Raw genomic sequence first — 13646 nt, forward strand, 5'->3', positions numbered from 1 at the left:
CTAATGTTCTCACCTATGAAGTTCTTTGTGCATAGGTCTTAATAAGGGTTTTCCTAAAGTTCTAGCCTCCCGAGGTAGAGGCCCTCAGGGAGGAAGAGCTCAATCTCCCTCGCTTTCCTGAGGAACGGGACGAGTTTAATTCCTTCCCTCACGTCGAAGCCCTCAATGTAAGGATTGACCGTCGGGAGGACGAGGAATTCATTAACCCTCGCGAAGACCTTCACCTTCCTCGCAACACCGCCGGACTTCAGGGTGTAAGCAGGATGCGCGTGGCCGAGGAAGGCCTCCTCGAACTCTATCTTTGGCAGTCTCGTGTGGCCGTGGAGGAAGAGCTTCCCGTCGAGCAGTAAGTGCTCCCGAACCTCGACGTTGGGGAACTTCCCGGTTACCTCCTCGATTCTTCCGTCGTGGTTGCCCCTGGTCACAATTATCCTAACGTCCTTCAGCGCCGAGAAGAAGCGCAGGAGCATTTCCTTCAGGCGGAAGCTCAGGCCGAGTGGTTCTTTCACGTCGCCGAGGATTATCAAAGCGTCGGCACCGCTTTCCACGATGAACCGAGCCAGACTTTCCTCGAAGCCCGTTTTAATCCTTAATCCCCGGGAAAGCTCGAAGCCTATATGCGGGTCAGCTATCAGAAGGGTTCTTCCGAGGGAGGTGTCGAGCAAAAGGGATAAACTCTCAAAGTCGGAAAAAGGAGACATAGAATCACCGGGCTTCAGATGAGCCCGCGCTCCTTCCTGCGCTGCCTCTTGAGGCGCCTAATCCTCTTCTTAATCCACTTCCACCTCATCCTTCCCTTCTTCTTCCATTTCCTTGGGCGTCTCTTCATGAGCATCACCCCTGAGTTTCTCTCCGGGGTTAGCTCCGGGAGTCCCTTTTTAAGCTTTTCCCATCGGGTCGAGAAGCCCTCTCGGCCCTCCAATCGGGGCGTGAGCGGTTCAGAAACTCCTCTTGGTTCGCGGTATTTTTCTCACATCTATCATGTTTGTTTGAATTTTTGACTTCGTTCCACCGTGTGTTCTATCTTTGCGTTGTTGAAGCTATCGCATTCATTGAATAGGCTGTTTTTGCATGGATTATAAAAAGTTTGGCCCATAAACGTCTCGGACACGCTTCGTTTCCGCCTCCGCTAAGCTTATCTATTCCGGGGCGAACTTTATGGGGTGGTATCATGAAGGTCGCCTACGTCCAGATGGAGCCGGCTTTCCTCGACCCCGAAAAGAACTACTCTAAGGCCGAGAAGCTCATCGGCGAGGCTGTTAAGGAGGGGGCAAAGCTCGTCGTTCTGCCCGAGCTCTTCGACACCGGCTACAACTTCGAGAGTAAAAGCGAGGTATCTGAAGTTGCCGGCGAGATTCCCGACGGGCCGACGACCGAGTTCCTCGTCGAGCTCGCAAGGGAGAATGAAGTCTTCATAGTTGCAGGAACGGCCGAAAAGGACGAGCGCGGGAACCTCTACAACTCGGCGGTTGTGGTTGGTCCCGTCGGCTGGGGCTACATCGGGAAATACCGGAAGGTTCACCTCTTCAACCGCGAGAAGCTCTTCTTCAGGCCCGGGAACCTCGGCTTCCACGTCTTCAACATCGGGGTCGCGAAGGTTGGTATTATGATATGCTTCGACTGGTTCTTCCCGGAGAGCGCGAGGACTTTAGCTTTGAAGGGAGCTGAGATAATAGCGCACCCGAGCAACCTCGTCATGCCCTACGCCCCGAGGGCAATGCCGATTAGGGCCTTGGAGAACCGCGTTTACACGATAACGGCCAACAGAATCGGTGAGGAGCGGGGCTTGAAGTTCATCGGCAAGAGCACGATAGCCTCGCCGAAGGCCGAGGTCCTGGCGATGGGAAGCGAGGATAGGGAAGAAGTGGGAGTCGTTGAGATAGACCTTGAGCTGGCGAGGGACAAGAGGCTGAACGAGCTCAACGATATCTTCAAGGACAGACGGCCGCAGTATTACGTCCTGTAAGGCTTCCCGAGGTAGATTATATCGCCGACGTTCACAACGCCGTGCTCGCTTTTCCTTATTATCCTCGCCTCCTCGAAGAGGGCCTTACCGATGCCGGCTAAGCCAGCTAAATCCCAGTAGCGCGTCTCGATTTCTCCAATCCTCTCCCAGCCTGGCAACTTGTAGTAGCCCCTCTTGATGACTCCCCTCACAGGATTATAGCCTTCATCAAGCGAGATTACCGTATAGTCCTCGCCCCGAACTTCCGGCACAATCTCGCGGTAGGCTCTCCTGTAGAAGAACGTCCCAAAGCGGTCCATCTCTTCAAGCAGGAAGACCCCGTCGCCTTCGAGAACCCTCGCGACGTTCCTGAAGAGTTCGGCCGTTTGAAACGGGTCGAAGTGGGGCATCGTGTATCCAAAGATTAGGGCTATATCGAACTTCCCGAGCCTTCTCAAATCGTCGAGGCAGTCCATAACGGCTCCGTAAACCTCCCCGCTCACCCACTCCTCGACGAGGAGCAAATCTTCTTTCCTCTTGTCGACAACGGTCAGGGAAGCCCCGTAGCCCCACTCTCGGAGCGTCTCATAGAGTGCTCCACCGGCTATACCCGTTCCGGCGCAGAGGTCGAGGATTCTAAGCTTCCTCCTCTCTGGGAACAGGCCCTCCTTGACGGCCCAGTTGAAGAAGGAGCGCAGTCCGATGAAGCGGTTTTGAGCGGCCTCGCTCTTGGGGTCCATGAAGGTTCTCAAATAGCGGTAGAGCTCCTCCATCGTCCCACCGTTGAACGTTCTCGCGGATTGGTTTTAAACCCATCGAAAGGCTTAAGAGCTTTGTCAACTTACATAAGTTGACAAGGTGGTGGTATGAAGCTCGACTGCTTTCCATTTCCATCGACCGGAAAACCTCTGGTTCTGAGAGTGGTCGGGTGGCTCCTGATAGTGGTTTCCCTCCTGTCGAAATCTGGAAGTGCGTTCCTCGCTGGGGTTGCCCTTGTAATAGCCTCCACAGGGAGGGACGTCGTAATCGACGGGGGTCTGGTTCTGAGGTATGCCCTCTTCAAAGTCCGGGTCTCTGACGTTGACGAAATCCTCTGCCTGAGCGAGCTTGAGCGGGGGAGGCTGGTTAAGTGGGCGGCTCCCCTGATTCTGGAGCCCTTCTTCCTCGTCCTGAGTCTGCTGATTCTTTTGAGGAGGGGGACTGAAGCTTCCATCCTTCTTCCCGCTCTCCTCTACTGGATAGCCATGTACTCCGAGATTATACTCCTCCCGCTGAAGGTGCTGAAGGAAAGGCCTGGCCCCTCGGTTCTCGTTCCCCTCCTGGTGTCGCTTCCACTTGTTCTCGTTAACAGAGAAGCCCTGCCCGCGATGTTCTTCGTCTGGGGTACTGGAACACTCTCGCTCATGAACCTGCTTCTGAGGGATGGCGTTGTGATACGGGCGGGAAGAAGGAGCTATCTGCTCCTCTGTGGGGATTCCAGAAAGTTGATGGGGGTGCTGGTCAATGCCCCTCATGATGATTGACCATCCCCTTCTGCTCCTTCCATTTATCCTGCTTGCGGTCTCCTTCCTCTTGGGTGATAACGTCGGCTGGGCACTCATGGCCCTCGCCTTCTGGCTCGTGGTTTACACCTCCCTGACCACCGACACCAGAATCGAGCGTGGCCGGATAGTTGTGAGGATTAGCCGGCCTGTTCCGCTTTCGAGGAAGGAAGTCCCTCTCGATGAGGTTGACGAGGTGATTATATGGTTCGCTTCGGCGGGCATTGGAGTGAGTGGCTACTCACGGGAACCATAGGAGGGTTGTACCTCTGCTCACTGCTGACCGGGATTGAAACTCTCGCAACCATAGCGGGAGCTCTCTTCTGGCTCAGCCTGCCGACCCTGCTTTTCGGTAGACGGGTGAAGGTCGATGGAAAGAGGCTGGTTCTTGAAATCGGGTGGCCCGTTACTTTGTTCCGGGTTGAAATAGCCCCGGAGGAGATTATAGAAGTCGTTGACCTTGAAAGGGCTGAGGGCGTTCTCCCACTGAGATACTCCAAGCCCGCTATTCCCCTAACGCTCCTCTGGATTGGTGTGGGAACACTCGGATTTATTATCGACCCCCGCTGGTCTTTCGTGTGGTTCGGGTGGGTGTACTGGGGGCTCATGACACTCCTACCGTTTCTGTTCCCCAAGAAAGCCAAGAGGTGGTGCGTGCTTACAATCTTCGCCCTTGGTATCGTAATGTCTGGCTTGGCTCGGTGGATTGGGGTTGAGGATTACCCCCTCTACGTTCTCATGACCATCGTGATAGGGTTCTTCTACCTCACGGACTTCAGGGAAAGGACTGTCGTCATTGTAACGGAAACTGGCACTTACTTTGTCGCCTCCCTCTACGAAAGCGAAATAGAAGAGTTCATGGAAAGCCTGAAACGGCTCATGAGCGGTGATGGGAATGTTCCGGCTCCCTGAGGCGATGGAGCGAGTCTGGCTCATGAAAGCTCGTGGTATGCGCGAGGTGGATATAGCGAGGGAACTCGGGGTTTCAAGGCAGGCAGTCAACAAGGCCCTGAAGGACGCCCGGGTGAAGCTCTTCGAGGCCTTCTTTGGCCTGGCTGAGGTCTTCTCATGGGAGATAGTTAGAGTCAACGCTGAGAAGGGTTTCATGGTCGCGAGGGGCCGGTGCGCCGGGAAGAACGTACGCGTTTACGCCTTCTACCTTCCGGGAAAGGGGGTCAGGGCTTTCTTTGGGGAAGATTTCCCGGACTACATTCTGAAGCACGCGGTCGAGCTGGGAATCGTTGACGAACCCGAGCCGAAGAAGCTAATCAATGCCCTTGAGAGCTAATAGTAACCCTCCTCGTAGGCGCTCGTCAAAGCTATGAAGGCCGCGTAGAATACCGCGCCCAGGGAGACGAGGAGCATGAGGATTAGGAGGAGTGGGCTCGCTCCGGGCTTTAACACAACAACCACCAGCTGAAGCGCTACCATCGCCGATACCACCGTCATCGCCCTCGCGAAGCCGAGCGCCATCTTCCCCTTGAACTTGGGAGCGAGCTGGAAGACGAGGGGCCGGGAAACGAGAACAGTAAGCGCAAGGAGGAAGAGCTGGATGCTGGCGACCAGGAGAATCCCCGGGTCCCTCGGGACTTCCCCTGTGAGAATGAGCGTGAAGGAAACGCCGGCGAACATGAGCTGAAGGATGAGGTACTTTCCGACCCTCGGGGGTTCTATCCTCCTCCCGGGTTTCTCCGATGCCTCTTTGGAGAGCTCCTCAAGTTCGTACTCGCGCTTTGCCACGAGGTAAGCGAGCAGGACGGTTACGCCGAGGCCGAGGGCTACAACGGCCATGAGCCAGGGCATCGGCAGGAAAGACGAGAGGACGATGAGTGCTATCCCCGTTAGAACAATCCCAATCCCTGAAACTCGGTTGGCTTTTCTCCGCGCCCTCTCCGAGAGGTAGGTGTAGCCTATCCTGAAGCCTATCCCTGGCTCGCCCTTGGACGTGAAAGTCAGGACTCCCGCGATTATAAGGAAAATGCCAAGGAACAGCCCATAGAGGATTCTTAGGAGCTCATATCCGTTCATCCGGCCTCACCGTAAGGAGTCTGTAAACCGCGAAGAGAATGACGCCGAGGAAGAGGATTGCCCCGTAGGTTATTGCGTTGCTCGGGAGGAGTCCCGCGTTGTAGAGAAGGGCGAGCGTGAAAACGAAGACCATTCCGCCGCTCAGGAGCGTCGTGAATCCGCACCACGCCCTCAGGCTCTTCGGGTAGAAGGTGACCCTCGCGAAAAATCCCGGTTCCTTAGCCGGAATCGTGAGAACTAACGGAAGAAGCCATGCCAGTATCGGAACGCCAACCATCCCCCAGAACCTGCTCGAATAGCTGTCCGGTTCTCCTCTCGCGTTGAAGTGGCTGGCAACCCTCTCCGGAAGTCTGTCCCACAGGAGGGCAACTAGTAGAAGGTAGAAGGTCAAAAAGCCGAGCTGAAGGAGGAGGTAAGACTTTACACTCGTTTCTCCCAACTCGTTCTTCACTTCACTTTCACCTGCCGTAGGGGGCTTTTCGGGGGCCTCCTTGGAGAGCTCTTCGAGCTCGTACTCGCGCCTCGCCATCCAAAAGCCGAGGAGAACTTCAGACACAACGAAAGCTACCATTATGAGGATAAACACGTTCATCGAAATGCCGTAGAGCGCCAGAACGAACAGGATTAGCGAATACGCTATTGAAAAAACTCCCGCGAAGGTGTTCACCTTCTCCCAGACCCTCTCCGAGTGCCAGGTGTAGCCTATCCTAAATCCTATCAGAACGTTGCGCCTTCTTCGAAAGACAAGGGTCAGCAGTCCACCGAGGAGCAAACTCAGAGAAACAAACACCTCAAAGGCCTTCTCGTTCATTCCAACCCCTCCAGCCTCTCAAGGGTTCGTTTAATCCTCGTTACCTCCTCCCTCAGCTCCAGCAGAACTTCTCCCCCGAGGTCTGTGAGGCGGTAGTACTTTCTCGGCCTTCCGCCCACCTCCACCCAGAAGTCCTCAACGAGCTTGTACTTCTTCAGGCTCTTCAAAATGTCGTACAGAGCCCCTTCGCTCGGGACGAGTTTGCCGTCGCTCAGCTCGCCGAGCTTTTTCCTTATAGCGTAGCCGTGAAGCTCGCCCTCCTTCTCAAGGAGCGAGAGGACTAGGTAGGAGTAAAGTCCGGAGCGCAGGTCCTTTTTGAGCTTCCGCAGGGCCTTTTCCTTACCGCCGCCGAGCAACTTACTGCCCCCTCGGGAGATGGGAGGAAAAATAAAAAGGTTCACCACCTTACTTCTGGCTCCTCGCTTTCAGTCCTTGCCAGCGGGAGGAGTTTCGGGAGTATCGCCAGGGCCGTGAGGAGCATCACCGCGTATCCTGCAACAAGGACAGCGGTCGAGGGATTAACGTGCCAGTAGGCCGCTATGCTGTCCGTTAGCCAGTGGACGAGCACCATCGCGAGCAGGGCCTTTCCACCCCAGCCGTTTCTGTAGGAGTATGCGAAGAGGGCCGTCGTGGAGGCATGGAAGAGGAGCGTGAGGGCCCTTTCGAGGAGGCCCAGAAGAGAGCCGCCGAAGAGGGCTGAGATTGTTGCCACGTAGATGGCTTCACCGAGACCAAAGCCGGCCCCGATGTAAACTGCCCTTCCGAGGGTCTTGTCGCGGGAGAAGTAGTACTTGAGCTGTTCCTGAACCAGACCCGCAATCAGGCCGCTCCAGAGGACGGCAAGCACTGCGTTGCTTATCCCCGCGTATCCGGGAAGCATTTGCAGAGGGGGCTGGACGACCAGCACCGGGAGTATAAGGACGGCTCCAAGGATGAGCTCCCCAGCATGGAATTTCCTTAGGTAGGCCCAGAGGAGCAGTAAACCGAGCAGTCCGCCGAGAAGCGGGTAGAGGGCCTTCTCAGGGTTGAATTTGGGGGCAAAGTGGAAGCCTTCAACTTTTCCATCCTTTACCGTCACGCTCACCGTGTAGTTGCCTTTCTCGGCTATGACGCGGTAGTAGTAGATTTGATAACCGCCCTTTTCCTCAGTTTTCTCAAGCTCGTAGCCTTTAACCGGTCCGTATTCCTTCACCATTCCTTCCCGGATTGTACTGAACGTCTTTTCGGTGAAGGCCTTCCTCATGTCCCCGCTGAGGTACGGCTCAACCAGGGAGTAGTTCCCAGTCTTCCAGGCTTCCATCATGGCCTCCTGCGGCGTCAGCGCCGAGACGTAGCCAAGGAAAAGCAGAAAAACGAGAACCGCCAGAAGGCGCTTCATAAGCATCACTCCGGCTCTATCACAACGGCCGTTCCAAAGGCGTAGATCTCGGCCATCCTTTGACCGACGTTAGAGGTCATGAAGCGCATCCCAACTATCGCGTTCGCGCCCATTTCCTCCGCGCTCTGAATGAGTCTCTGCAGGGCTATCTCTCTTGCCTGGGCCATCATCTCGGTGTATTCCTTGACTTCGCCCCCAACGAGGTTTCTCAGCCCCGCCAGGATGTCCCTGCCCAGGTGGGTGGCCATAACTACGCCGCCCCTCGCTATTCCCTTGACCTCCACAATCCGATATCCTGGAACGGTTTCGGTAGTTACAACAATCATACCCATCACCTCGATGCATCGAACTTCGAGGTATAGTTGAGCTCAAGAACATAAAAACCTTGCGCCGGAAGAAAAAGAAGGGAATGGCCATTCAGGCCTCGTCGTAGTAGATGGTGTAGGTCATGGGGTCGTCGTAAACCTCCTGGGGGGCGACGGCGTAGAAGTACTTCCAGCTCCAGGCCCCGTCGTTCTCGTCGAGGTTGACCTGGAAGTTGCTGGCGACGAGATAAGCCGCCCAGACGAGCTGGGAGCAGTAGTATTTGTCGTCGTAGACCTTCGGCTTGCTGAAGTAGTCGTAGTTGTAGGGCTTTCCAAGCTGCTGGTAGGCAAAGGCGACCGCCTTCTCCCTTATAGAGTCGTCAACCCTGACCCTCTGGAGGGCAACGGTTTGGTACCTGCTGAGGAAAACCCTGAGGGGAGTTATTATGACTCCCTTTCCGATTTTAGCCTCGATAACCATCCAGTCGTTTATGCTCTCGTTGTACCATGCCACTATAGCAACATGAACCCAGTAGCCGGGAATCAGGGCGTTGAAAAGGTCCGGGTTGTGGCCGTACACGAGGTCTCCGGGCTTCACGTCCGTTGGGTACGGGTGCTCGTAGGTCTTGGTGTTCCATATGTAGTTCACAAGGTCTCCGGCACTGGCCGCTGGCAGGCTGGCGAAGAGAACCAGAACCGCCAGGGCCATTATTCCAGCCCTCTTCATTCGACCACCTCCTGATTGTTGCGTCTGTACTGGGTACCGAGGTTTTAATAAAATTATGTCGTCGTTTCGTACGGTTTTCCAGTTCCGGGCCTCAAAAACGTTGGGAAGAAACTGAAAAGTTGAAAGAAGATGTTTCGTCAGTCTGAGTGATAGTAAACGACATAGGTGTCTGAATCATCGTAGACCTCCTGGGGAGCCACACCGTTGAGGTACGTCCATGTCCAGCCCGGATTGGCGTCAATGTCGGGCCCTCCTGCAGCTATGTAGGCTGCCCAGACCAGTTCGGAGCAGTAGTAGCTGTCCCCGTAAACCTCCTTCGTCCACCAGCCCCAGTCGTAGGGCTTTCCAAGCTGCTGAAGCGCGAAGTACACCGCGTTCTGCCTCACGTAGTCCGAGGTTGCCACGCGGAGGACGGCAACGGTATCGTACCTTCTGAGGAAGTCCGAGAGGTAGACAAGCCTAACGGCGCTCGGGTCGTCCCAGGCCTCAACAACGACCCAGTCATTGGCGCTGTAGTCGAAGTATGCTATCATTCCCGTGTGGGTCCAGTACCCGGGGATGAACGGGTCGCTGTTGGGGTTGTGGCCGATAACTATGTCGCCGGGGATAACGTTCCCCGGGTATGGATGCCAGTAGTCGGCGTCGCCCTTGCTTCCCGAAGCCGCTACCGGGTTCAACATCGCAGTCAAAAACAGGAGCCCCAGTATTGCACCTATCTTCCTCATTTGACCACCACCTCGAGATTGTGAGAAAAACTTGGACATTAATGACTAATAAAGATTTTGGTTGCCCACTGTTGTTATACAATGCATGAACTTGTTCACCAAGAGGTTGCACTCTTACGTCCACGGGGTGGATGTCCATTCGTGGGGAGCGAATCATTGCGATGCCCATTTAAACCCCCTTCGAGTATTACCCCAAGGTGGTCGAATGCACGAGGTTCCGCACGGCGAGATACTGAAGGAGCTGAGAAAACTCGGTGCGAGATGCGTTCTCATACAGTCCCCCGAAGGGCTGAGACGGGAAACCGAAGAGCTCGCTCGCTTCCTTGAGGAGAACGGTTTAGCCGTCATCCTGCACGGCGAGATAAACTACGGGGCCTGCGACCCCGCCGATTCCGATGCCAAAAGGCTCGGCTGCGACGCCTTAATCCACCTCGGGCACAGCTACATGCGCCTGAACCTTGAGGTGCCGACAATCTTTGTCCCCGCCTTCGCGAAGGTCGAACTCGTTCCCGCCCTTGAAAAGAACATTGAGGAGATTCGGAAGCTTGGAAGGAGGATAGCGCTCGTAACCACCGCCCAGCACGTTCACAGACTCGACGAGGCGCGGGAATTCCTCGAGGAAAACGGATTCGAGGTGCTCATCGGGAAAGGCGACTCGAGGGTAAGCTGGCCCGGCCAGGTGCTCGGGTGCAACTTCTCCAGCGCGAAGGTCGAGGCCGACGGCGTTCTCTTCATCGGGGCCGGCTACTTCCACCCGCTCGGCGTTGCGCTGGCGGTCAAGAAGCCGACCCTGGCGATAAACCCCTACTCCGGCGACGCGCTCTGGATGGACGAAGAGGCGGAGCGCCTGGTAAGAAAGCGGTGGGCCCAGATAGCCAAGGCTATGGATGCGAAGAGCTTTGGAGTCGTGGTTAGCACCAAGAAGGGCCAGCTGAGGCTTGCCGAGGCCAGGCGGGTAGTTGAGCTCCTTCGAGAGCACGGTAGAGAAGCGAGGCTCATAGCGATGGACCACATAAGCTATCCGAAACTTGAGGGCTTTCCCTTTGATGCGTACGTCGTCGTTGCCTGTCCGAGGGTTCCGATAGACGACTACGAGAACTGGCGCAAGCCTGTTCTGACGCCGAGGGAAGTGGAGCTCCTCCTCGGTCTTCGCGAGGACTACGAGTTCGATGAGATACCTGGAGTTGAGCGGAGGGAGGACGAGCCCCTCGGCATAGCGGTTCACGGGGTGAGGGGATGAAGAAGAAGCACCTCGCAATGCTCCTCTCAAAGCTTGAGGGCTTTCCTGAACCGAAACCAGAGCTGGAGCAGTACAGAACTCCCGGAAACGTCGCGGCGGAACTGCTGTGGCTGGCCTACTCAGCTGGAGACATCGCTGGAAAGGTCGTTGCCGACCTCGGCACCGGGACCGGCGTTCTCGCGATAGGGGCAAAGCTTCTCGGCGCGGAGAAGGTCTACGCCGTCGAGGTTGACGAGAAAGCCCTCGAAGTCGCGAGGAGAAACGCCGAACGGGCCGGTGTCGAGGTCGAGTTCATAAACGCCGACGTCTCTGAGTTCGGGGAGAAGGTTGACACCGTTGTGATGAACCCTCCCTTCGGGAGCCAGAGGAAGGGCGCGGACCGGCCGTTCCTGCTCAAGGCCTTTGAGGTCGCCGATAGGGTTTACTCAATCCACCTCGCGAAGCCTGAGGTAAGGAACTTCATCGAAAAGTTCTCTGCCGACAGTGGATTTACCTCGATTCGGCTGGCGACCGTTCCCTTCGAGATTCCGGCTCAGTTCTTTTTCCACCGGAAGAGACTGGAGAGGATTCTCGTTGACTTGTACCTCTTCGAAAGGTATTCCCCTTAAACCCAAGACTTTCGCCGAAAAAAATATATTTGGTTCAGACCATAATCTAAGTGATATAATCAAGGTCGGTGACGTGAATGCCCCGGGGTAAGCTGGATTCCCTGCTCAAAAAATGGGAGATGAGGGATTTAATCAGGCTCGCGAGGGAGAGCGACGAGGCTCTGATTGAGATTCTGCGGGCCGTTGAGTCAGATGACCCTGACGTTAAGCTCGCATCACTTTCAGCCCTTCTGGAACTCGTTCAGACCTCCAACTGGCGCGAGAGGAAGAGGATTCTTGAGTTTGGTTTTGATGCCCTCGTTGATGCTCTCTCAACGGATGACCCGCGCGTTCTCTGGAGGACGCTCGCCATACTCTCAGCGCTCCTCAAGAACAATCCGCTCAACGGTGCCAGGTTGCTCAAGCTCGTGAGGGCAATAACGGGTCTGGCTGAGACGAAGAACGCCGTCGTGTGGGACGAACTCCTCAACGTTGTTGACAACGTCATGGCGCCGTACATAGATGACGGGATTGCCGGCGAGTTAAGGGCCCTCCTCAAGTCTGGGACGGCGGGAGAAGCGATAATAGTGGCAATGGTTCTCCTTGAGACCGGTGCCATAGACAAGGACTGCTGGGTCACCCTCGTTGAAAGGGTTGCTGGGGCACTGCTGAGCGGGGAGCCGAGGCTCGTCGACGCCGGCCTGGTTGCATCAATGAAGATTTCGAAGCTCCCGCCGGTGTACTCGATGGACGTCCTCATAAAGGAGCTCCTCCCTGCGCTCAGGAAGACTATAGTTGACTGCGACGACCAGATTAGGAAGGCCAGGGCCGTTGAGGTCTTCGACAGGCTCAGGGAAACCCTGGTTCGCTACTACCGCGTCAGGCCGAGGGAGGCCCAGAGGGTCGTCGAGGAGCTCATGCGCCTTGGGCTCGTGGATGAGGCCTACATGATTTCCTCCGCTATAGGGACAATCCCAACTGCACCCTGGGAGGCCTACGGAAACAGGGGTAGGCTCTGATGCCAAAGCTCAAGCTCTCGGACAGACAGCTCTACGCACTTATTGAAGCGGTGAAGCTCGGCGAGGTAATTAAACCGAGCCAGAGCGCCAAGAGGAAGGCCTTCTCGCGCTACAAAATCGAGGGCTGGGAGAACTCCAAGCTGACCGGAATCTTCTACTCGATTCAGAGGAGGCTCGGGTTGATAGACGAGGTAATCGAGGAGCTCGTAGGAGTTTCTCCCCTAATTCTCGACCCCTGGCTGAGGGCGGCGCTCAGGGTTGCGGTTGAGGTCGCGGTCTTCAGGAACCCTAACGAGAAAACCCTTCAGCACCTCAGGGGCCTCGCCAAGTTCCTCTCGGGCAAGACGCACCCGTATGTGGGCTATTACTACTACGAGCTACTGCCGAGAATCATAAACTACGTTCCTAAGCTCGACTCCGAGGAGAAGAGGCTTAAGTGGGAGTACCTCTTCCCCGAGTGGTTCATAGCGAGGATGAGGGAGCTTTTGGGAGAAGAAGCCGAGGAACTGCTGAAGGCCCTCAACGAGACCCTTCCCGTCAGCCTTCGCGTCAATCGCCTTAAGGCGAGCGTCAAAGACGTTGAGGACTACCTGAGGAGGAAAAACCTCCGCTTCGAGAGGAGCGAGCGCGTTGAAACGGTAATCCGCGTTCTGGACCCCTTCAACCCCGGAAAGCTGATGGAGAAGGGTCTCGCGTTACCCCAGGAAGAGGCATCTGCCGTCGCTTCCCTGATACTCTCCCCCGAACCAGGGGAGACGGTTGTTGATTTGGCCGCGGCCCCCGGCGGAAAGACCGCCCACATGGCCGAGCTTATGGGAAACGAGGGAAAAATCTACGCCTTCGACGTCGATTCCGAGAGGATTAAGCGCATGAGGCAAATCCTGAAGTGGGCCGGCGTTGAGATTGCGGAAGTTAGGAAGCTCGACGGAAGGAAGGCCCCGGAAGTTTTGGGCGAGGGAATCGCCGATAGGGTTCTCCTGGATGCACCGTGCACGAGCGATGGAACCATCGCTAAGAACCCCGAGCTGAGGTGGCGCCTTCGCGAGAAGAACATACCGAAGGTCGTCGCGCTCCAGAAGGAGTTGCTTGAAAGCGCGTGGAGGCTTTTGAAGGCCGGCGGGAGGTTGCTCTACTCAACCTGCTCTATGCTCCCGGAGGAGAACGAGGAGGTCGTGAGGTGGTTCCTTTCGAGGCACGACGACGCGAGGCTCGTTCCGCTCGGCGGGCCCTATGATGAGGGCTTCCTGCCCGGCACGATGAGGGCCTGGCCCCACAGGCATAAAACCATAGGCTTCTTCTACGCGCTGATTGAGAAAGCCTAATATAGGGGTTCGTCGTAA

At 56.1% G+C, this 13646-nt stretch carries 18 protein-coding genes; 9 read left to right on the forward strand and 9 right to left on the reverse strand.

What is annotated here, in order from left to right; genetic code table 11:
* Nucleotides 1-53 precede the first annotated feature (53 nt).
* Nucleotides 54-701 (reverse strand): metallophosphoesterase, encoded by a 648-nt coding sequence (locus BD01_RS09655; RefSeq protein WP_042692465.1) that lies wholly within the window; start codon nt 699-701, stop codon nt 54-56.
* A gap of 470 nt (nt 702-1171) precedes the next feature.
* Between BD01_RS09655 and BD01_RS09665 the strand changes: the two genes are divergently transcribed.
* Nucleotides 1172-1966: a nitrilase gene (locus tag BD01_RS09665; protein WP_042692473.1), complete on the forward strand. Its 795-nt coding sequence runs from the start codon at nt 1172-1174 to the stop codon at nt 1964-1966.
* On the opposite strand, the gene BD01_RS09670 is transcribed toward BD01_RS09665, so the two are convergent.
* Nucleotides 1954-2718 carry a class I SAM-dependent methyltransferase gene (locus BD01_RS09670; protein WP_042692476.1) on the reverse strand — a complete coding sequence of 255 codons (765 nt, stop codon included), beginning with the start codon at nt 2716-2718 and terminating at the stop codon, nt 1954-1956. The genes BD01_RS09665 and BD01_RS09670 overlap by 13 nt on opposite strands.
* A gap of 93 nt (nt 2719-2811) precedes the next feature.
* Here BD01_RS09670 and BD01_RS09675 point away from each other — a divergent pair, with 93 nt between their 5' ends.
* The 4 genes from BD01_RS09675 to BD01_RS09690 are packed head-to-tail and all read left to right on the forward strand — an operon-like array spanning nt 2812 to nt 4774.
* The gene (locus BD01_RS09675; protein WP_042692479.1) at nt 2812-3468 is read left to right on the forward strand and encodes a hypothetical protein; all 657 of its coding nucleotides are present in this window, start codon (nt 2812-2814) and stop codon (nt 3466-3468) included.
* Nucleotides 3449-3742, forward strand: coding sequence for a hypothetical protein (locus BD01_RS09680; RefSeq protein WP_042692481.1), 294 nt, complete (start codon nt 3449-3451; stop codon nt 3740-3742). The genes BD01_RS09675 and BD01_RS09680 overlap by 20 nt, the downstream gene beginning before the upstream one ends.
* Nucleotides 3691-4398, forward strand: a complete 708-nt coding sequence (locus BD01_RS09685; RefSeq protein WP_042692484.1) for a hypothetical protein — start codon at nt 3691-3693, stop codon at nt 4396-4398. Before BD01_RS09680 ends, BD01_RS09685 begins: the two co-directional genes overlap by 52 nt.
* A complete protein-coding gene (locus tag BD01_RS09690; protein WP_042692486.1) occupies nt 4382-4774 on the forward strand; it encodes an RNA polymerase sigma factor sigma-70 region 4 domain-containing protein in 393 nt (130 codons plus the stop codon). Before BD01_RS09685 ends, BD01_RS09690 begins: the two co-directional genes overlap by 17 nt.
* Here the strand turns inward: BD01_RS09690 and BD01_RS09695 are convergent.
* From BD01_RS09695 to BD01_RS09725, 7 genes are all read right to left on the reverse strand, one after another.
* Nucleotides 4771-5514: an SdpI family protein gene (locus BD01_RS09695; protein WP_042692488.1), complete on the reverse strand. Its 744-nt coding sequence runs from the start codon at nt 5512-5514 to the stop codon at nt 4771-4773. The two genes, BD01_RS09690 and BD01_RS09695, sit on opposite strands and share 4 nt — an antisense overlap.
* A complete protein-coding gene (locus BD01_RS09700; protein ID WP_042692491.1) occupies nt 5501-6325 on the reverse strand; it encodes an SdpI family protein in 825 nt (274 codons plus the stop codon). The genes BD01_RS09695 and BD01_RS09700 overlap by 14 nt, the downstream gene beginning before the upstream one ends.
* Nucleotides 6322-6681: a PadR family transcriptional regulator gene (locus BD01_RS09705; protein WP_042692493.1), complete on the reverse strand. Its 360-nt coding sequence runs from the start codon at nt 6679-6681 to the stop codon at nt 6322-6324. Before BD01_RS09705 ends, BD01_RS09700 begins: the two co-directional genes overlap by 4 nt.
* Nucleotides 6682-6722: 41 nt before the next feature.
* Nucleotides 6723-7709 (reverse strand): DUF3887 domain-containing protein, encoded by a 987-nt coding sequence (locus BD01_RS09710; RefSeq protein WP_084606337.1) that lies wholly within the window; start codon nt 7707-7709, stop codon nt 6723-6725.
* Entirely contained in the window at nt 7709-8029 is a 321-nt protein-coding gene (locus tag BD01_RS09715; protein ID WP_042692499.1) for a heavy metal-binding domain-containing protein, read from the reverse strand. The genes BD01_RS09710 and BD01_RS09715 overlap by 1 nt, the downstream gene beginning before the upstream one ends.
* A 91-nt stretch (nt 8030-8120) precedes the next feature.
* The gene (locus BD01_RS09720; RefSeq protein WP_042692501.1) at nt 8121-8735 is read right to left on the reverse strand and encodes a YiiX/YebB-like N1pC/P60 family cysteine hydrolase; all 615 of its coding nucleotides are present in this window, start codon (nt 8733-8735) and stop codon (nt 8121-8123) included.
* A gap of 137 nt (nt 8736-8872) precedes the next feature.
* Nucleotides 8873-9460 (reverse strand): YiiX/YebB-like N1pC/P60 family cysteine hydrolase, encoded by a 588-nt coding sequence (locus tag BD01_RS09725; RefSeq protein WP_042692504.1) that lies wholly within the window; start codon nt 9458-9460, stop codon nt 8873-8875.
* Between the two features lie 205 nt (nt 9461-9665).
* On the opposite strand from BD01_RS09725, the gene dph2 reads away from it, so the two are divergent.
* The 4 genes from dph2 to BD01_RS09745 all read left to right on the forward strand — a co-directional run bounded on the left by dph2 (nt 9666) and on the right by BD01_RS09745 (nt 13628).
* On the forward strand, nt 9666-10700 hold the full coding sequence (dph2, locus tag BD01_RS09730) for a diphthamide biosynthesis enzyme Dph2 (RefSeq protein ID WP_042692505.1): 1035 nt from the start codon (nt 9666-9668) through the stop codon (nt 10698-10700).
* The gene (locus BD01_RS09735; protein ID WP_042692508.1) at nt 10697-11308 is read left to right on the forward strand and encodes an METTL5 family protein; all 612 of its coding nucleotides are present in this window, start codon (nt 10697-10699) and stop codon (nt 11306-11308) included. The genes dph2 and BD01_RS09735 overlap by 4 nt, the downstream gene beginning before the upstream one ends.
* A gap of 77 nt (nt 11309-11385) precedes the next feature.
* Complete coding sequence (locus BD01_RS09740; protein ID WP_042692511.1) at nt 11386-12306, forward strand: hypothetical protein; 921 nt, start codon at nt 11386-11388, stop codon at nt 12304-12306.
* Nucleotides 12306-13628, forward strand: coding sequence for an RsmB/NOP family class I SAM-dependent RNA methyltransferase (locus BD01_RS09745; RefSeq protein WP_042692513.1), 1323 nt, complete (start codon nt 12306-12308; stop codon nt 13626-13628). The genes BD01_RS09740 and BD01_RS09745 overlap by 1 nt, the downstream gene beginning before the upstream one ends.
* The last annotated feature ends 18 nt before the right edge of the window (nt 13629-13646 follow it).

Source organism: Thermococcus nautili (assembly GCF_000585495.1).
Classification (GTDB): Archaea; Methanobacteriota_B; Thermococci; order Thermococcales; family Thermococcaceae; genus Thermococcus; species Thermococcus nautili.